Raw genomic sequence first — 17629 nt, forward strand, 5'->3', positions numbered from 1 at the left:
GGGGGGAATGGTGGGCAGTGACGGGCTCGAACCGCCGACATCCTGCGTGTAAAGCAGGCGCTCTACCAACTGAGCTAACCGCCCGTGCAGACAAACGGCCATCAGAACGGCCCGGTTTATCGCGGGAGCGATGTTTTACCCCACCTCCCGCACAAACTCAACACCTGAATGCGGCGCGGCGGTCAATCCAGCGGCGGGTGGCCGTCTGACAGGCATTTGCCATGATCAGACAGAATTTCAATCACCCGGCATTCCTGCACCGTCGGGCCATGACAGCAGACGGCCATATGCTCCAGTTCCTGCTCCAGCTTGCGCAGGCGGTCGATGCGGTCACGCACCAGCCGCAGGTGGCGGCGGGCAATGGCATCGGCCTGTTCACACGGAGAGTCCGGGTGCGCCGCCAGCGTCAGCAGCTCGCGGATGTCATCCAGCGTAAAGCCCAGATCGCGGCTGTGCCGGATAAAGCGCAGCCGGTCCAGATGCTTATGGGTATACAGGCGCTGGTTGCCGCTGCTGCGCTCCGGCTGCGGCATCAGGCCGATCTGTTCATAATAGCGGATGGTCGGCACCTTACAGCCGCTTTCCGCCGACAGGGTACCGATGGTCATCGCCTTGGCCGTCTGGGGTCTCATCGCCGGGGGCCTCTCCTTAAACCTATACCTTTTAGAGATATAGGGGCCGGACAGGCCCCCCGCAACCGTGACCGGGGTGTGATCTGGTCAGGCCAGCCCCGGCGGTTACGCCGCCGTCAGCCGCTTGCGGTACCAGATCTGGGAATGGCCGGGCGGGTAGCCATCCATCACGCACCAGCGCTCATAGCCGATTTTCTCGTAAAAGCCGGGGGCCTGAAAGTCATAGGTATACAGCCGCGTCCACTGGCACCCGGCAGCGGCGGCCTCCGCCTCGGCCTGTGCCATCAGCGATGCCCCCAGACCGGTGCCGCGCTGGCTGTCATCAATCCACAGTAGATCAACATACAGCCAGTCCCACTGGCGGTATCCGACCAGCCCGCCGACCACGGTGCCATCTTCTGCCCGGGCCTGAATGCAGACATCCTCGCGGTTCATCGGCAGGCGGCTGGCGACAATATTATACTGGCGCAGGCCATCCCACACCGGCTTGCTGTCAGCCTCGGTCGGGTTGGCGATACTGTGCAGGGAAACAGCCATCTCTCAGGGGTATCCGTATAAGGGGGAGCCACCCCGGCTTGACGCCGGGCAGCGGCAGCTTATCTGCTGGAAGAGAGGATGTCTTCTCCCCCGTGCCCCGCCCTTCCGGCAGGCCATCCGGCTTGCGGTATCCGGCGGGGTATGGAATAAGTGTGGCCGTCCGGCCGGACGGCACAGCCGCAGCCCGCTGCATGGCTTACCCCCGGCCCCGGACGGATACCGAAAATCACCGTCGTCGCCAGTCACCGTCACCGTTCCGCGCCCCGCATGACACAGCAGGCCACCGGGGCTGACCGGGTCAGGGCGGGTGTTATCAGGGCAGCCGTGCAGATGATCCTTATTCGCAATCTACGCCATACCTACCCCGGTACGCGCCGTCAGTCCGCCCGCAATGCGCTGCGCGACCTGTCGCTGGAGATCGCCGACGGACAGTTCTGCATTCTGTCAGGCCCCAACGGCAGCGGCAAATCCACGCTGTTCCGCATTCTGTGCGGGCTGGCGACCCCGTCATCGGGCAGCGTCACCATCGGCGGTCATGATCTGGCGACGGCCCCGGAGCGGATCCGCCCACTGATGGGGGTGGTGTTCCAAAGCCCGGCGGTCGATAAAAACCTGTCGGTGCAGGAAAACCTGACCCTGCATGCCGAGCTGCACGGCCTGCGCGGGGCCGCCGCCACAGCGCGGATCACCGAGGCCCTGAGCTGGTCTGACCTGAAAGACCGGCTGGGCGACCGGGTGGAAACCCTGTCCGGCGGTCTGGCCCGGCAGGTGGAGCTGGCGAAGTGCCTGACAACCCGCCCGCAGATCCTGCTGCTGGACGAGCCGACCACCGGCCTTGACCCGGCCAGCCGCCGGTCCTTCATTCTTGCCCTGCGCCGCCTGCAACGCGACCGCCGGATGACCGTGCTGATGACCAGCCATGTGTTTTCCGATGCCGAGTTTGCCGATTCCGTCGCCATCCTGCGCGATGGCACCCTGCTGGCGCACGATACCCCCGACCGCCTGAAGGCGATGGTCGGCACCGAGATGGTGGTGATCCGCCCCCGCGACCCCGCCGCCTTTGCCGCCGTGCTGGAAACCGGGTTTGCCCGCACGCCGATCCGCTACGGCGATGAACTGCGGATCGAGAATATTCCGCCGGAAGAAGCGGTGCCGCTGATTGCCGCCGTGCTGGCCAACCACCGGGATGATGTGCTGTCCATCGGGGTCAAGCAGCCGGATCTGGAAGATGTGTTCGTCCACGTCACCGGGCGCACCGCCGCCTTTGCCGCCGAAGCCGACCAGACCGACAGCCGCGCCAGACGCCAGCCGGAGCTGACAGCATGACCACCCCCGAAACCGCCGCCGCCGCACTGGATTCTGACGCCGTGACCCTGCCGTCCACCGATCTGTCCGCACAGCCGCTGTCGCCCCCGGGCCTGCTTGGCCCGGCCTTCGCTCTGGCCCGGCGGGAATTCACCCGCTTTATCCGCCAGCCGCACCGGGTGATCGGCAGTCTGGGCCAGCCGCTGCTGTTCTGGATCTTTCTTGGGGCGGGCTTTACCCCGTCGTTCCGTCCGCCGGGGATGGAAGGGATGACGTACCTTGAGTACTTCTATCCCGGCGTGCTGATGATGATGATCCTGTTTGCGTCCATCTTCTCTACCATCACGGTGATTGAAGACCGCGATCAGGGCTTCCTTCAGGGGGTGCTGGTCGCCCCGGTGCCGCGTCTGGCGATTGTGCTGGGCAAGGTCGCGGGGGGATCATCCATCGCCCTGTTTCAAAGCTTTCTGCTGCTGCTGGCAGTGCCCTTCCTCGGCCTGCCGGTCACGGCGGGCGGCATCGGCCTGATTGTGATGGCGATGGTGCTGTCGGCCTTCGGCTATACCGCGCTGGGCTTTGCCATCGCATGGCGGATGAAATCCACCTCCGGCTTCCATGCCATTATGATGGTGTTTCTGATGCCGCTGTGGCTGCTGTCCGGCGCGCTGTTCCCCACCACCGGGGTGCCCGGCTGGCTCAGCACCGCCATGGCCCTGAACCCGGTGGCCCACGCCCTGACCATCGTGCGCGCCCCGTTTTATGCCGATGCCGCCACTGTTCTGGCCAGCCCGGCCTATCTCACCTCGCTGGCGGTGGTCGCCGGCTGGGTCGCCCTGTGCCTGTGGTGGTGCGCCAGCCGTGTCGCCCGCCGCGATAAGGGTGTAAAAGGATAAGCAGGATGGAAGCCGTCTCCGTCCGCTTCATTTCCCGGGCGGAGACTGTGCCGCTGCGCCGCGCCCGCCTCAACCCGGATTTAACCCCGGAAGAGGCGGAACGCAACGCACAGGGGCATACGGATGCCTTCCAGTGTGGTACATTTATCGGCGGTACACTGCTATCCGTTGTTACCTTCCACCCGGAAGCCGTTCCGTCCCATCCGGGTGGCCTGTCCCCTCCCCCCTTCTCTCACCCCTGGCGGCTCCGGGCTCTCGCCACCGCTGCCGGGCAGGAAGGTAAGGGGCTGGCCCGGCTGGCCATCGGCTTCGGGCTCCGTCATCTTTTCAGCACTGCTCCCCCCGGCAGCACAGGTGTATGGCTTTATGGCCGCGCTGCTGCCTATGGCTTCTATGACCGGCTGGGGTTTTCCCGCGCCGGACTCACCTTTACCACCGACACCGGGCCGCATGATCTGTTCTGGATCTGCGGACCCCTGGCCTGAAAGGGTCCCTGATCATCGCACAAGCATCCACCGGAACGGTCTCCGTCCGCTTCATCAGCCGGGCAGAGACCCTTCCCCTCCGCCGCGCCCGCCTGAACCCCGACCTGCCCGTGCAGGACGGCGCTTCCGGCCAGCCTGCCTTTGCGCAGCCCCTGCAGGATGCCAAACCGCAGGCCTTTCAGTGCGGGGCTTTTCTGGATGAAGAGCTGGTGTCGGTCGTGACCTTTACGCCGGAAACAGCCCCCGACCATGCCGAAGGGCTGCCTGCCCCGGTGCTGGCCAGCCAATGGCATCTGCGGGCCCTTGCCACCGCCCCCGGCCATGAAGGCAAGGGGCTGGCCCGGCAGGCTGTCGCCTTTGGCCTGAAAGCCATTTTTGCCGCAGGAGCCCCCGGCAGCACCGGCGTCTGGCTGTACAGTAAGGAATCAGCCTATGGCTTTTACCAGCGCCTTGGTTTTTCCAGCGCCGGGGCCCCGTTCCTGACCGACAGCGGGCCCTATGATCTGTTCTGGATCAGTGGCCCGCTGGAGTCACAGGATATCTCCGCCACGCGGTAATTTAAGCCTGCGGTACCGTCAGCGGGTGCAGTACGCTTCCAGCGGCCAGCGCCCGGCCACCGTATAGGGGGTCTCCGGCGAGACCATAAACTCGCTGGCCCCCCGGTGGGTCGTGGAATGCACATCCCAGTCATAGGTATAGCCAAGGCGGGTCCACGGCGCACCGTTGACGCTGTAAGACTGCACATACAGACCGGCGAAGAAAGTGCGGTAATCCGGCACCCCCGGCGCGGTCTCCGCCACCGGGCCGGTGGCCGAACAGGCCGAAATATCAGTCCGTGGGTCAGAACACGGGCGCAGCAGCCGGTCAGCAGGAACCCAGATCTCCACCACACTGTCACTCTTCGACGCCGGGGGCAGCCCCAGCCAGCGGATCAGCCGCTGCCGCCGTGCCTCCCCCGCTGCCCAGTCGGCGCAGGTGGCCTGCATCTGCGGCACCGCCGTCACCCACAGCACCGGCTTGCCGGGGGGCAGCTTTCCGGTCTCTGTGGAATAAAACTTCTGCACCGTCTCGGCGGTGGTGAACATCGCCATCAGCACTTCGCGGCCCGTGGCGGTCTGCCGCTCCACCAGTCCGGCACTGCCGGGGGCCAGCGAGACCAGATCGTGGTCCTCTTCCCTCGGTTCCGGGATTGCCGCATCTTCCAGCGCCGCATAAAACGCATTGTGAGGAACCCCGCCGCCCCCGGCCTGAGGAGATACACCCCCGGCTGGGCCCTGTGTCGCGCACCCCGACACCCCAACGGCCAACACAGCGGCGATCCCCGCCGCCAGCAGTCCATTCCGCATTCTCTGCCTTCCGCATAATCACCCCGATTCCGCCCGGGGCGCGGTGACAGTGCGACAGCAGCGGCGGGAAAACAACCTATCTCTGTATTTTTCCCGCAAAAAGGGCTGGCCCGACACAATTCCAGAGGAAAGGGTGGCGGGACGGTGGCTGAGACAGGCAGCGGAACCACGCGCCCGCCAGACGCGGGGCCTTGCCCCGCACCCCGCGTGAGAGGCGCGGCCTCTCACACTCTCAGGAGTATGACGTGCCGGTTGACCTGTTCACTACCAAGCTACCGATCACCGCAGTCCAGCCCCTGAACAATGAGGCCCTGCCAACCTTTGAAGAACATAATGCAAGGATTGATGCCGTACTCAGCGACAATGGCCGCGAATTCTGCGGACGTCCTGACCAGCATCCTTATGAACTTTTCCTTCAACTTGAAGGGATTGAGCACAAACGGACAAAAGTCTCCCGGCCCCAATCCAACGGGATCATGGAGCGCCTCCGCAGCCCCCTGCTCGACGAGCACTTCGGTGTTGAAGGGCGTAAAACATGGTTTGAAACCGTGGCCGAGATGCAGACCGCCCTTGATACTTATCTCATCCACGACAACCAGTGGAGACCACATCAGAGGCGAGACATGTACGGGCGGCCCCCATCAGCGCCTTTATCCAAGGCATTCCCAAACGCTGGCAAGAGGGAGGCCAAAACACTCCCTCCATCGCCACGAAACCTACTACCACCTGACCCTACTCCTGAGGCGAAACTGTCAGGTGATTACCATTTCTGTGCACAAAGGGAGTGATGGATTTTCAGCTCTACCTGAATACACGATCACTTTCGGGATAGCCCATAAGCGAGTATCATCGAAACAATCAAAGGAAGACCATCTTATATTTTTACAATCTCAGGAAGCTTTAATCTACCAATGAGGAAAAAATGACAAAACCCAACATCATGATCTCTCACCGCTGGCCGTACGACGGGGACTACGCCAGTCTGGTTGAAAAATTTGATAAGTATGGTCTTGATTATCTCAATTACTCAGTTCCATCTCATGATCCCCTCGATGTAAATCGCGTGAACCAAATTAAAGCGGCGCTGCGCGAACAAGTGAGGCAGTGCAATTATTTTATTATTTTCGCACGAATGGCGATGGGGGGAAGCACTTGGTGCAAATTTGAAGTTGAAGTTGCTGTCGAATACAATAAGCCAATCCTTTCGATTCTTCCTCACGGCTATACGGGAAATGTCCCCTTATTCATTCAAAAGGCTGACAATGAGGGCGGCCCTGTCGGTTTTAACACCCCTGCCATCATTAGAAAGATTTGCAAGAGATTAAGCCACCCTGTTCCCAATGGAGTCTGAGAGAATGAAAGACAAGCTGTGCTTTACGATCATGGGGTTCGGTAAAAAAACAGACTTTTCAACAGGGAAAACTTACGATCTCGACAAAACATACGCCAACATAATTAAGCCTGCCGTTGAAAACTGTGGTTACACGAGTGTCAGGGCAGATGAAATTCAGGATTCTGGCATCATTGATAAGAGCATGTATGCATTGCTCGTAAGAGCTGACTTAGTAATTGCAGATATTACCACGCTTAATCCTAACGCAATTTATGAATTAGGGATAAGGCACGCAGCAAGACCAAACCACACGGTAATCCTTAAGGACAAAGAGGGGAAAATTCCCTTCGATCTCGATCACAATCGTTTTCTGATATACACCCACCTTGGGGATGATGTCGGCGCATCGGAAGCGCAGGAATGTCAAAATCGGCTCCAACAGATGATCAAATCAATAGAAGCGCAAGGTGGAACCGATAGCCCTCTTTTTGAATATTTGAATGGAATCACTCCACATAAATTATCAGATGAAGACTATAAGCAAGTTATATCGCGACTTCTTCAAAAAGAAAATCATGTTTTTGCTTTTTCAGAGAAAGCAAAAGAATTGAAAGCAAATGGAGATTTTATAGGGTCCTCCTTACTTTGGGAAAAGGCATCCTCCATTATGCCAGATGAACATTACTTCATTCAGCAGCATGCGCTCTGCCTATACAAGTCCGAACACCCCAGTAAGGAGACATCACTTCTATCAGCCCTCACCATAATCTCAAAAATATACAGTGAGGATGACACGAATGATCCAGAAACCCTTGGTCTTGTTGGAGCCATTTATAAACGTCTTTTTGAAACCAACGGCGACAAAGAAACCCTCAACTTATCTATCAACGCATATAAGCGCGGATACATTCTCTCAAGAAATTATTACACAGGGGAAAATTACGCAACATGCCTTGATATGCTGGCTGAAACCACAATCGATGAAGAGGAGGCCGCTTCCAGTAGATTTGAAGCAAAAAGAACGAGGAAAGAAATAATAGAATCTCTTTCGAAACAGATACAAGACACTTACAGCCAAGATCCAAAATGGGCTTACGCTACTCTGGCAAATTGCAATTTGCACTTGAGAAACTACGATGAAGCCAATAAATATGAATCTTTGTTTTTTAAGGAAAATCCTGATCAGTGGGAAGTTGAAACTTACCATGCGCACAAACCCAAATTTTCGGACAAACTCGACGGCTGATACACCTGCCCCTGACCTCTTTGTGTACAGAGCTGGTAATCACCTGACAGTTCAGCCTCAGGAGTAGGGTCAGGCAGCCGTCGGTTTGGTGTCCAGGAGGGGATCTTTTGGTCTCGCTCCTGCCCGCGCTTGGGTATGATCTCGATAAAAGCACTGATCAGGCACCACCCGCTCATAGCCTGCTACTGATATAGCCCCCTCTGGTTGTAGCAGATGAGATAAGCAGCAAAAAGCCCCCGGATTTCTCCGGGGGCCTGTCTACGGCACGGTATGACCGGCAGGGTTACGGGCATTCCTGAAAGCGCACCGGCTGGCCGACCGGGGTGCCCTGCAGGGCGGTATCGCACATGACGATGTTGCCACGGATGATGGTATGCACCGGGCGGCCGGTGGCCTCGAAGCCGTCAAACGGCGTCCAGCCGACGCGGCTGGCGATCCAGCTGTCGGTGATGGTCCAGCGGGCATTCAGGTCAACGATGGTGAAATCGGCGTCGTAGCCAAGGGCGATGCGGCCCTTGTTCATCATATTATAGATGCGGGCCGGACCGGCGCTGGTCAGGTCAACAAAGCGGCCGAGCGACAGCCGCCCGGCGGCGACGTGGGTCAGCATCACCGGCACCAGCGTCTGTACCCCGGTCATCCCCGACGGGCTGGCCGGATAGGGCTTGGCCTTTTCTTCCAGCGTATGCGGGGCGTGGTCAGAGCCGATCACATCCACCACCCCGGCCTCGACCGCTTTCCACAGGGCGTCGCGGTGGCGGGCATCGCGGATCGGCGGGTTCATCTGAGCCCGGGTGCCAAGCCGGTCATAGGCATCCGGCCCGGCCAGCGTCAGGTGCTGCGGTGTGGTCTCGACGGTGGCGAATTCCTTATGCGCCGCCAGAAACTCCATTTCCTCCGCCGAGGTGACATGCAGCACATGCACGCGGCGCTGGGTTTCCTCCGCCAGACGCACCAGCCGCATGGTGGCCCGCAGGGCGGTTTCCTCATCGCGCCATACCGGATGCATGTGCACCGGGGCGCCATCCTTCACCAGATTCCAGCGTTCAATCAGGCGCGGCTCATCTTCGCAATGCACGGCGATGCGGCGGCGACCGTGGCGCAGGATGTTGCGCAGCGGCTCATCTTCCGCCACCAGCAGCGATCCGGTGGAAGACCCCATGAAGATCTTGACCCCGCTGCACCCCGGCAGGTTTTCCCATTCCGCCAGATCAACGGCGTTATCGCCGGTGGCCCCGATGAAAAAGGCATGGTCACACCACGCCCGGCCCCGGGCGCGCGCCACCTTATCGGCAATGGCGGCGGCATCGGTGGTGGAAGGCTTGGTGTTGGGCATTTCAAAAATGCCGGTGACACCGCCCAGCACCGCGCCACGGGTGCCGGTTTCCAGATCTTCCTTATGCTCCAGCCCCGGCTCACGGAAGTGGACCTGCGTATCAACCACCCCCGGCAGCACGGTCAGGCCGTTCAGTGCCAGTTCCTGCGCCCCCTGCCCGGCCAGCGTGCCGAAGGCCACGACTTTGCCGTCGCGCACACCGATATCGGTCTGGACCAGACCGCCCGGCATCCAGACGGAGCCCTGAGTGAGAACAAGATCATAGCGGGGGGTGTCGCTCATCGGGGGCTCCATCACAGGCCAGGGGGAGATCTGTCTTTTAGCTAACGTGTTTCCCCCCGAAGGGGAAGGGACGCCGGAAGGAAAATTTAAAGCTTTTCCGGCGACAGGGCCAGCCGTCAGCGGGCGGCCAGCACATCCAGCGTTGTGCCGTCCATCCCTTGCCCGGCCACATGGCGGCGGTGCCACAGGGCGTAGAACAGCAGGCTCCACGCCGCGAAGCGCTGCTGCTTGCCGCTGGCGGTAAACAGGGCGCGCACCGCGTCGGGGTCAGCGATTTCCGCCACGCCGGGGCTGGCGGCCACCAGCGCGCCGACCCGCGCCCCATCGGCGGCGATCCATTCACCGACCGGCACCGTGAAGCCTTTTTTCGGCGCAAAGGGCCGGGCCTGCGGCAACACCCGGTCCAGCCAGCGGCGCAGAATATACTTACCGGTCTTTCCGCGCAGGCGCAGTGACGGATGCAGACGCAGCGCTACATCAGCCACCACCGGGTCAAGGAACGGCACCCGCCCTTCGACCCCGTGCGCCATCAGGCAGCGGTCGGCCTTCAGCAGCAGGTCATTGGGCAGCCAGTCGGCGATGTCGATGGCCTGCGCCCGGGTCAGCCGGTCAGAGAAGCGCGCCGTCGCCGCCCGCTCCGCTGCCGCCATGCCATCGCGCCAGCCGGTGCCGGTATCGCGCAGCACGCCCAGCCCGTCGAAAGTGCCGCTGCGCCGCATCGGCCGGGCAAACGGCCACGGGCGGCAGAAGCTGCGGTAACGGCCATACCCGGCAAACAGCTCATCGCCGCCTTCGCCGGACAGAATCACCCGCACCTGCTTCCGCGCTTCCCGCGCCAGCAGCCAGGTCGGCACGATGGCGTAGTCGGCCACCGGGTCATCCATGCTTTCAACCATGCGCGGCAGATGCTGCCAGAAATCAGCGGCGGTGACGGCCACTTCGTGATGCTCTGCCCCCACCTGCCGGGCCAGAGCCCGGGCGTGGTCACGCTCGTCATGCACCGCCGTTTCCGGGAACCCGGCGGTGAAAGCCACCACCGGCTGGGGGTTCAGGCGGGCCATCAGCGCCAGCACCGCCGAACTGTCAATGCCGCCGGACAGGAACATGCCATAGGGCACGTCAGACCGCTGGTGCGCCAGCACGCTGTTTTCCAGCGCCGCATCCAGCAGAGTCACCGCCGTTTCCTCATCGCGGATATCGGTGATCACATCGGGCAGCGGGCTTTGGCGACGACGCTCGATGATCCGCCCGGCCTTCAGCACCACAGTCTCGCCCGGCATCAGCCGCTGGATGCCCTGCAATGGCAGGCGGTCGCCGGTGGTAAACTGCAGTTGCAGCAGCTCCGTCACCTTGGCGGGATCCAGCCGGGGGGTGACAAAGCCGCCCGCAACCAGCGCCTGCGCCTCTGACGCAAACGCGATGCCGCCGGGGGTTTCCGCCAGATACAGCGGCTTGATGCCGAACGGATCGCGGGTCAGCACCATCACCCCGTCGGCGGGATCGTACAGGGCGATGCCGAACATGCCGCGCAGACGGCGGGGGAACGCCGCGCCATCCTGCCCGTACCAGACCAGCGGGGTTTCGCAGTCTGACCGGGTGCGGAACGGCTGGCCGGTCAGATCGTCGCGCAGGGCGGGATCGTTGTAGATCTCGCCGTTGGCGACCAGCACCCGGCCCCCATCCCAGAACAGCGGCTGATCGCCAGTCTGAAGATCAATAATCGCAAGACGGCTGTGCCCCAGCGCCACCGGCCCGCCATCGGCATGCACATGCACACCGTCGGGCCCCCGGTGGGCCAAGGCCTGCGCCATGCGCAGCACCGCATCACCGGGGGCAGCCGCCCCGGTGCTGAAAAACCCGGCAATCCCGCACATCAGCCCGCATCCCCCGCCCCGGCGGTCTGTGCCGTCACCGCCGCAAAAAATGCCCGGTAGCGGTCAACCACCGCCGCTTCGGTAAACCCATCGCGGAAGCTGGCATACCCGGCATCTGCCAGCGCCGTCAGGGCGGCACGGTCGCGCAGCGCCCCCTTGATCGCCGCCGCCATCGCCGCATCGTCATCAACCGGGGTCAGCAGGCCATTGACGCCGTTTTCAATCAGTGCCGACGGCCCCTGACTGGCCGCCGCCAGCACCGGGCGCTGCTGTGCCCATGCCTCCAGCACCACATTGCCCAGCGGCTCGTGCCGTGACGGGCAGACAAACAGATCAGCCGCCCGGTGCAGGGCCGGGGCGGCATCGGTCCAGCCAAGAAAGCGCACACGCGGGCGGATGCCGAGCTTGGTGGCCAGTGCCTCCAGCGCCGCCCGCTCCGGCCCGTCACCGGCCAGCCACAGATAGACGTCGCTCAGGCGGGCCACCGCCTTCAGCAGGGTATCAAAGCCCTTGTTCTCATGCAGCCGCCCCAGCGCAAACAGCAGCGGCACCGTATCCGGGGTGGTGAAATCCGACCGCCTGACCGGCGGGGCCTGCCGTTCATCAACAAAGTTAGGCAGGTAATGCGCCCGCGCGGCGGGCCAGCCTTCGCGGATCACATAGTCAACCAGATCCTGGGTATTGCACACCAGATGGTCGCAGCCCTGATAATACTTCAGGTCATAATAGCCGCCCAGCCGGGCCACCCGGACAAACGGCACCCCGGCCTTGCGCGGCGACGGACAGAACGCGGTGGCGCGGTTCATCCACGTCAGCACCAGCGACGGGCGGAAGCGGCGGATCTCGGCGGTAAACCTGCGCTTGGTGGAAAAATCGAACCGTCCGCCGAACGGCAGCTCCACCGGGCGGATACCGCCCTCAATCAGCTTGCCTGCCCGTTCGGCGTTGCTGCGGATCAGAATATGCTGCTGCACCCCGGCCCGGTGCAGGGCCAGCACCAGCCGCTCAAAGAACAGCTCCGCCCCGCCGTGACTGGCCCCGGCCATTGCCTGAAGAATCCGCAGATCCGCTGCTTGTTCCACGTTTGCCTCTTGGGTAAATCCTGATGCGGCGGCAGCGCCGCCCACCTTTCTTACCAGAAAAGGGCACAGCTACGCTTTTCCTTTTTTACAGGCGCTTACAGCCCTTCAAACGCAGCGGCGACATCATCCCACCGCCAGCCGCGCTGCCGGGTCAGGGCCTGCGCATGCTGGGCTGACCACAGCGTGTTGTCGCGCAGCACATCCACCGCCCGGGCCGAAAACGCCGCGTCATCGGCGGCCACAAACCCGGTTTCGCCGTCGATCACCCGTTCCGGCATTGATCCCAGCGGCTGCACCACGGCAGGCACCCCCAGCGCCTGCGCCTCGGCCACCGCCAGACAGTATGTCTCGTTCAGGTCGCCCCGGTACAGCAGCACCCGGCTGTCGCGCAGCACCGGGATCAGATCCGCCTTCGGCACCGGGGCATGCAGCACCACCCCGGCCCCGTGCAGGCCCCGGGCCCGGTTCAGCACCGCCTGCATCGCCGCCGCGCCGTGGCCGCCGTAGACCGCCGCCCCGCAATACAGGTGCAGCTCAGCCTCCGGCACCTGCGGATGGATCTCCGCCTGCCAGCGGTCAAGCAGCCAGTCAAGGCCACGCTGCGGATTAGAGGTAAACACCGCGCGGGGCGGTGGCGGCTGACGCAGACTTTCGCGCAGGAACGGCTCCTGCACCGCCAGCGGAATCACCACCCGTCGGCCGGACGGAGCCCACGCCGGATAGGTCGCGGCGTGATAGTCCCCGACAAACACCACGGTCGGGCGGGTGTAAAACAGCCGGTACAGATAGCGCGGCTTCAGCATGTACTGGCAGGGATTATGGGTCCAGAACACCTGCCGCGCCTGCCGGACGGCACCGATCAGGCCGTAGGATCGGTTGGCGATGTACAGATCACAGTGGCCCGGCAGCCCCCCGGCCAGCGGCAGCCACTCCACCCCCCGGTGCGTCAGGGGGGCGGTACAGCGGGTAAACACCTGCACCCGGTGCCCCCGGGCGGCCAGCGCCCCGGCCAGCTCCACCACCGCTGTCTCAGCCCCGCCCAACGGGCCACGCTCCGGCGTTAACCCGTCAAAAACAAGACCGTCATCAGCGATGATGATGTGCCCCATACCCACCGATACCCTTTTCTCTTAACGGTCGGGTGCCACCGCCGTTTTCCGGGCGTTCTGTTCCGTCATTTCCACCGCCTTAATGTGCGAAAATACCGGATACAGGGCCGTGCAGAGTGCAACCGCAAGACCAATTCGCCCTTCCTTGTAACCCTTACGGGAGAAAAAGACCCGAAAAAACCGGGACACTCCCGACCGCAACGCATCCGCCAGCCCGCCGATGCGACCGCTTTCGACCAGATCCTTTGCCCGGGCGGTCGTATATCGGTCCAGACGGCGTAACATATCAGACACATCGCGGTCTACGAAATGTTGTAAAGGAATGGTTAAATTAGGGCCTTTTTTCCCTGACCATTCCAGCGCCGGATGGACCCGCTGCCGCCCCCACACCTTGACCCCGCGCCGGAACAGGGCCGGGCAGCCCGCCTTGCCGAAGCTGGAGCCCCAGCCGTGCCGCACCAGCCGGGTACCGATGTAATTATCGACCGGTACCACATGCCAGTCATAGGGGGTGGTGGCAATCACCGTGCGCACTTCCGCCGCCAGCCCCGGCGGTACGTGTTCGTCGGCATCCACTTCCAGAATCCAGTCGCCGGTGCAGGCGGCGATGCCGGTATTGCGGCGGTCCCCCTCACATTCCCAGCCACCGGAAACCAGCCGCGCCCCAAACTCGGCGGCAATCTCCGCCGACGCATCGGTGCAGCGGTCAAGCACCACCACCACTTCATCGGCAAAGCGCAGATGCTCAAGGCACGACGGCAGGCGTTCCTGCTCGTTATGCACCACCACCAGCGCGGTCAGGGTCGGCTTTCTGCTGTCAGCCACCATTTCAGCCGCGTCCCTCCGCTTCCAGACCCCAGCAGCGCTGCCACAGGCCGCGCGCCGCCGCCTCCGCCGCATCGACGGTCAGGGTATCCATCAGCGTGTCGGATGTACGGTGGTCAAACCCCGGCGGATAGATGTCGGCAAAGGGCACCGTGGTCCGCTGGACGGCGCAATGCTCGCCCCACGGGGCATAATGGGCATCCTCGCTGGGGCCAAACAGGCCCAGCGTCGGGATCCCCGCCGCTGCCGCCAGATGCATCAGGGCGCTGTCGTTGCCCACATACAGGGCACAGCGTTGCAGGCAGGCATAGGCGGTCAGCAGGTCAATGCTGCCGATCAGGTCGATCCGCAGGGTCTCCGGCACCGCGTCAATCAGGGCTTCAGCCTGCGGGCGCTCCCCCGGGCCACCGAACAGCGCCACCCGCGCCCCCGGCAGAACGCCACCGACCCCGGTCAACCGCTGCATCAGGTCGGCAAAACGTTCCGCCCGCCAGGTCTTGGCCCGCCAGTTGGCGGTCGGCCCCAGCGCCAGCACCGGCCCGCCATCGGGGATCAGCTCCGCCGCCCGGGCGCGGTGCCGGTCGGTCAGCCACAGGCGCGGCACCGGCGGGCGCTGCCCCCGCCCGATCACCGAGCCGATCTGCACCACCCGGTGAATCAGCGCCCCGGTCTCCTTCGGCAGGGTCAGACGGCGGCGCACCAGCGGCAGGGTCCAGACCAGCGCCGAGCGCCGCAGATCCACCACCGTATCCCACGCCGTAAAGGCCACCTGCTTCCACAGATCAATCCAGTGACCGCCGCGCCTGCGCTTGGTCATGACGATGATCCGCTCCAGCCCCGGCACCGCCTCGAACAGCGGGGCAGCCAGCGGGCCGCAGGCAACGGTCACCCGCACCTCTTCGGTGCCGTTGTTCCCCATTTCGGCAATCAGTGCGTCAAGCAGGCCGGACGACAGCACCCCATCCCCGATACGGGTGGAAGTCACGAACAGCAGACGCTTCATGCCTCTGCTCCCGGCAGGGGCGCGGCCTCATCCTCAAACCCCAGCAGGCGTTCCATCTGCCCGGCGACCTGATCCCACGTCCGCTTCCGGCTGAGATCGCCCGCCGCCTCTGACAGCGAGGCATGAACCGCGTCATCACTCAGGATCTGCGCCGCCACATTGGCAAAGGCATCGGCATCGGGCACCACATAGCCGGTCTGGCCGTTGACGATCCGCTCTTCCACCGATCCACGGGCCAGCGCCACCGCAGGCAGGCCGCACGACTGGCTTTCCATCAGGGTCCAGTTGATCAGGTCTTCCATCGGCGGGACGTAGAGATGCACGCGGGCGGCGCGGTATTCCTCCGCCATCCGCCGGTCCCCCTGCGGATCACAGATCTCCACCCCTTTGGCCTGCGCCAGACGGGCCTGTGCGTACAGGCCGTGCAGCGCCTCGGGGATCGCCTCGCCGCGCTGGGCGCGGGCCAGCAGGGCAGAAAACACCTTCAGACGCGCCTGCGGAAGCTGGGGGTGGATCAGTTCCGTCCACACCGCGATCAGCCATTCCAGCTCCGGCCCGGGATGCACGGTGGTCAGGGCCACCGGGGCCGGGGCCTCTTCCCGCTCCAGCGCCGCCAGATAGGGCATCCGCAGCCCCGGCGGAATCACCAGATTGGGGCGCTGGCCGCCATAGGCGGCGCGCTGCGCATCGCTGGAAAACAGGATCGCCGCACCGTGGCGGATCAACAGGGCGTCCGCCGCCTCGGTATGCAGATAAGACGGGTGGGCCGTGGCCCACAGCAGGCGACGCCCGGCAGACATGCTTTCATCCAGCAGGCCGGGACGGCGGAAGGCCACCATCACATCAGCGCTCGTCACCTTCGGCCCCGACAGCGGCTGCCAGCGGACACCGCCGACCGGCACCGCATCGGGCGTGCGGTTATAGACAATCACATCATGCCCGCGCGTGGCCAGTGCGCCGGGCAATGCGGCCAATGCTTTCTCCGCCCCCCCCAACGGCCGGTTATCCGGCGTCGATCCATCGAAAGGAAGGGAATCATCGAAAAACACGATACGCATTCAGTACGGCTCCGCGGTGGTTCAGCCCTGTTGCACAGGGGCGGACGGTGCCCTTCTTATAGGGCGCGATCCCGCAAATGGCTAGTCCCCCGCATCGGCACCACCGTGATAAACCGGTGACAGAGACCGGGTCAGGCCAAAAATATGATCACATTGCCCCTTGCCTTTTTCAGCACCAGACACCACATACTGATGATATCCTACCTTTGGCATCGGGCATTCTTCCCTTTTCTGCCGTGCAGGATAGCCATTTTCAAATGGGCCGGGATTTTCACCCGGATATTATTTAATCAAGAAAGAGAGCTTCCATGCCCAACAGTTTTTCCGTCCGCCTGCCCCACCGGGGCGTCATCGCCCTGACCGGGGATGACCGCGTGACCTTCCTCAACGGGCTGGTCACCAATGATATCTCTGCCGTCACCGACGGCGCTGCGGTGTGGACAGCCTTTCTGACGCCGCAGGGGAAAGTCATCGCCGATCTGTTCGTCGTGCCCGGCACCGATGCCGATGGCACCGCCTGCCTGTTTCTGGAGACCGACGCCGACCGGCTGGACGATCTGCGGACCCGCCTTGGCCGGTTCCGGCTGCGGGCCAAAGTCACCCTGACCGTCACCGACCTGAAAGTTGCCGCCGCATCGGCAGCCCCGGCCACGCTGCCGGGGGTCACCGCCTTCGCGGACCCCCGCCACCCTGACGCCGGGGCGCGCCTGATCGGGCCGGACTCTGCCCTGCCCCCCGGCACTGCGGCAGACCTGCTGACGTGGCAGCGCCACCGGCTGAGCCTCGGCCTGCCGGAAGGCAGCGCTGACCTCAGCCCCGAGCAGGGCTTTGCGCTGGAATACGGCTTCGACGACCTGAACGGCGTTGATTTCCGGAAAGGCTGCTTCATCGGGCAGGAAACCACCGCCCGTATGAAGTGGAAGCACCTGACCCGCAAGCGTCTGCTGCCGGTCCGCCTTGACGGCCCCGCCCTGCCCGCCGGAACCCCGGTGCTGGACAACGGCGGTATCGAGGTCGGCACCCTGCGTTCCGCCGTTGATGACGGACAGGGCGGCACGCTGGCGCTGGCCATGCTGAAGCTGGCCCCGGTCAAGGCCGGATCGGCCCTGACGGCAGACGGCATCGCCGTGACCGTCACATTTCCCGACTGGGTGAAGCTGCCGCCGGACGCTGCCTGACGGCGCTTTATTGGTCCCTCACACGCCGGGCGCGGGCATCCGCCCGCTTGGCTTACGCGCGAATGGTCGCGCGGGGCCTCAATGGCCCAGTCAGCCCGGCAGGGC

17 protein-coding genes, 1 tRNA gene and 1 pseudogene are annotated in these 17629 nt (G+C 63.4%); 8 read left to right on the top strand and 11 right to left on the bottom strand.

Annotated features, from left to right (window positions below; translation table 11 throughout):
* Window positions 1-8 precede the first annotated feature (8 nt).
* The 3 genes from G365_RS0103280 to G365_RS0103290 all read right to left on the bottom strand — a co-directional run bounded on the left by G365_RS0103280 (window position 9) and on the right by G365_RS0103290 (window position 1169).
* A tRNA-Val gene (locus G365_RS0103280) sits at window positions 9-84 on the bottom strand.
* 98 nt (window positions 85-182) lie between these two features.
* Complete coding sequence (locus tag G365_RS0103285) at window positions 183-632, bottom strand: MerR family transcriptional regulator (protein WP_019644078.1); 450 nt, start codon at window positions 630-632, stop codon at window positions 183-185.
* A gap of 105 nt (window positions 633-737) precedes the next feature.
* Window positions 738-1169, bottom strand: coding sequence for a GNAT family N-acetyltransferase (locus G365_RS0103290; protein WP_019644079.1), 432 nt, complete (start codon window positions 1167-1169; stop codon window positions 738-740).
* Window positions 1170-1499: 330 nt separating this feature from the next.
* On the opposite strand from G365_RS0103290, the gene G365_RS20120 reads away from it, so the two are divergent.
* The 4 genes from G365_RS20120 to G365_RS0103310 all read left to right on the top strand — a co-directional run bounded on the left by G365_RS20120 (window position 1500) and on the right by G365_RS0103310 (window position 4409).
* Window positions 1500-2495: an ABC transporter ATP-binding protein gene (locus G365_RS20120; RefSeq protein WP_019644080.1), complete on the top strand. Its 996-nt coding sequence runs from the start codon at window positions 1500-1502 to the stop codon at window positions 2493-2495.
* Window positions 2492-3367 carry an ABC transporter permease gene (locus G365_RS0103300; protein ID WP_019644081.1) on the top strand — a complete coding sequence of 292 codons (876 nt, stop codon included), beginning with the start codon at window positions 2492-2494 and terminating at the stop codon, window positions 3365-3367. The genes G365_RS20120 and G365_RS0103300 overlap by 4 nt, the downstream gene beginning before the upstream one ends.
* 5 nt (window positions 3368-3372) lie before the next feature.
* A complete protein-coding gene (locus G365_RS0103305; RefSeq protein ID WP_019644082.1) occupies window positions 3373-3852 on the top strand; it encodes a GNAT family N-acetyltransferase in 480 nt (159 codons plus the stop codon).
* A 110-nt stretch (window positions 3853-3962) separates the two neighbouring features.
* On the top strand, window positions 3963-4409 hold the full coding sequence (locus G365_RS0103310) for a GNAT family N-acetyltransferase (RefSeq protein ID WP_019644083.1): 447 nt from the start codon (window positions 3963-3965) through the stop codon (window positions 4407-4409).
* 18 nt (window positions 4410-4427) lie between these two features.
* On the opposite strand, the gene G365_RS22635 is transcribed toward G365_RS0103310, so the two are convergent.
* Window positions 4428-5198, bottom strand: a complete 771-nt coding sequence (locus tag G365_RS22635) for a hypothetical protein (protein WP_019644084.1) — start codon at window positions 5196-5198, stop codon at window positions 4428-4430.
* Between the two features lie 257 nt (window positions 5199-5455).
* Between G365_RS22635 and G365_RS23365 the strand changes: the two are divergent.
* The 3 genes and pseudogenes from G365_RS23365 to G365_RS0103325 form a co-directional block, all read left to right on the top strand.
* Window positions 5456-5857 (top strand): annotated as a pseudogene (locus G365_RS23365) (integrase core domain-containing protein); the annotation flags it as partial.
* A 263-nt stretch (window positions 5858-6120) separates the two neighbouring features.
* A complete protein-coding gene (locus G365_RS23750) occupies window positions 6121-6549 on the top strand; it encodes a TIR domain-containing protein (RefSeq protein WP_155976093.1) in 429 nt (142 codons plus the stop codon).
* Window positions 6550-6553: 4 nt separating this feature from the next.
* Complete coding sequence (locus G365_RS0103325; RefSeq protein ID WP_211217649.1) at window positions 6554-7777, top strand: TRAFs-binding domain-containing protein; 1224 nt, start codon at window positions 6554-6556, stop codon at window positions 7775-7777.
* A 283-nt stretch (window positions 7778-8060) separates the two neighbouring features.
* Here G365_RS0103325 and G365_RS0103330 read toward each other — a convergent pair whose 3' ends face one another.
* From G365_RS0103330 to G365_RS20130, 7 genes are all read right to left on the bottom strand, one after another.
* Complete coding sequence (locus G365_RS0103330; RefSeq protein ID WP_019644087.1) at window positions 8061-9395, bottom strand: dihydroorotase; 1335 nt, start codon at window positions 9393-9395, stop codon at window positions 8061-8063.
* A gap of 116 nt (window positions 9396-9511) precedes the next feature.
* Window positions 9512-11269 (bottom strand): asparagine synthase (glutamine-hydrolyzing), encoded by a 1758-nt coding sequence (gene asnB / locus G365_RS0103335; RefSeq protein WP_019644088.1) that lies wholly within the window; start codon window positions 11267-11269, stop codon window positions 9512-9514.
* Entirely contained in the window at window positions 11269-12351 is a 1083-nt protein-coding gene (locus G365_RS0103340; protein WP_019644089.1) for a glycosyltransferase, read from the bottom strand. The genes asnB and G365_RS0103340 overlap by 1 nt, the downstream gene beginning before the upstream one ends.
* 95 nt (window positions 12352-12446) lie before the next feature.
* A complete protein-coding gene (locus G365_RS0103345; RefSeq protein ID WP_019644090.1) occupies window positions 12447-13460 on the bottom strand; it encodes a glycosyltransferase family 4 protein in 1014 nt (337 codons plus the stop codon).
* 21 nt (window positions 13461-13481) lie between these two features.
* Window positions 13482-14288 carry a glycosyltransferase family 2 protein gene (locus G365_RS0103350; RefSeq protein WP_019644091.1) on the bottom strand — a complete coding sequence of 269 codons (807 nt, stop codon included), beginning with the start codon at window positions 14286-14288 and terminating at the stop codon, window positions 13482-13484.
* A 1-nt stretch (window position 14289) separates the two neighbouring features.
* Window positions 14290-15288, bottom strand: coding sequence for a glycosyltransferase family 9 protein (locus G365_RS0103355; protein WP_019644092.1), 999 nt, complete (start codon window positions 15286-15288; stop codon window positions 14290-14292).
* The gene (locus G365_RS20130; protein ID WP_019644093.1) at window positions 15285-16346 is read right to left on the bottom strand and encodes a glycosyltransferase; all 1062 of its coding nucleotides are present in this window, start codon (window positions 16344-16346) and stop codon (window positions 15285-15287) included. The genes G365_RS0103355 and G365_RS20130 overlap by 4 nt, the downstream gene beginning before the upstream one ends.
* A 308-nt stretch (window positions 16347-16654) precedes the next feature.
* Between G365_RS20130 and ygfZ the strand changes: the two genes are divergently transcribed.
* Window positions 16655-17524 (top strand): CAF17-like 4Fe-4S cluster assembly/insertion protein YgfZ, encoded by an 870-nt coding sequence (gene ygfZ / locus G365_RS0103370; protein WP_019644095.1) that lies wholly within the window; start codon window positions 16655-16657, stop codon window positions 17522-17524.
* Window positions 17525-17629 lie beyond the last annotated feature (105 nt).

The sequence above is a fragment of the Novispirillum itersonii subsp. itersonii ATCC 12639 genome (assembly GCF_000381985.1).
Classification (GTDB): Bacteria; Pseudomonadota; Alphaproteobacteria; order Rhodospirillales; family Rhodospirillaceae; genus Novispirillum; species Novispirillum itersonii.

Excerpts from the sequence above, each read along its gene's own strand:
- G365_RS0103285 (WP_019644078.1), bottom strand. The coding sequence starts at position 632 with ATGAGACCCCAGACGGCCAAGGCGATGACCATCGGTACCCTGTCGGCG.
- G365_RS0103290 (WP_019644079.1), bottom strand. The coding sequence starts at position 1,169 with ATGGCTGTTTCCCTGCACAGTATCGCCAACCCGACCGAGGCTGACAGC.
- G365_RS20120 (WP_019644080.1), top strand. The coding sequence starts at position 1,500 with ATGATCCTTATTCGCAATCTACGCCATACCTACCCCGGTACGCGCCGT.
- G365_RS0103300 (WP_019644081.1), top strand. The coding sequence starts at position 2,492 with ATGACCACCCCCGAAACCGCCGCCGCCGCACTGGATTCTGACGCCGTG.
- G365_RS0103305 (WP_019644082.1), top strand. The coding sequence starts at position 3,373 with ATGGAAGCCGTCTCCGTCCGCTTCATTTCCCGGGCGGAGACTGTGCCG.
- G365_RS22635 (WP_019644084.1), bottom strand. The coding sequence starts at position 5,198 with ATGCGGAATGGACTGCTGGCGGCGGGGATCGCCGCTGTGTTGGCCGTT.
- G365_RS23750 (WP_155976093.1), top strand. The coding sequence starts at position 6,121 with ATGACAAAACCCAACATCATGATCTCTCACCGCTGGCCGTACGACGGG.
- G365_RS0103325 (WP_211217649.1), top strand. The coding sequence starts at position 6,554 with ATGAAAGACAAGCTGTGCTTTACGATCATGGGGTTCGGTAAAAAAACA.
- G365_RS0103330 (WP_019644087.1), bottom strand. The coding sequence starts at position 9,395 with ATGAGCGACACCCCCCGCTATGATCTTGTTCTCACTCAGGGCTCCGTC.
- asnB (WP_019644088.1), bottom strand. The coding sequence starts at position 11,269 with ATGTGCGGGATTGCCGGGTTTTTCAGCACCGGGGCGGCTGCCCCCGGT.
- G365_RS0103345 (WP_019644090.1), bottom strand. The coding sequence starts at position 13,460 with ATGGGGCACATCATCATCGCTGATGACGGTCTTGTTTTTGACGGGTTA.
- G365_RS0103350 (WP_019644091.1), bottom strand. The coding sequence starts at position 14,288 with ATGGTGGCTGACAGCAGAAAGCCGACCCTGACCGCGCTGGTGGTGGTG.
- G365_RS0103355 (WP_019644092.1), bottom strand. The coding sequence starts at position 15,288 with ATGAAGCGTCTGCTGTTCGTGACTTCCACCCGTATCGGGGATGGGGTG.
- G365_RS20130 (WP_019644093.1), bottom strand. The coding sequence starts at position 16,346 with ATGCGTATCGTGTTTTTCGATGATTCCCTTCCTTTCGATGGATCGACG.
- ygfZ (WP_019644095.1), top strand. The coding sequence starts at position 16,655 with ATGCCCAACAGTTTTTCCGTCCGCCTGCCCCACCGGGGCGTCATCGCC.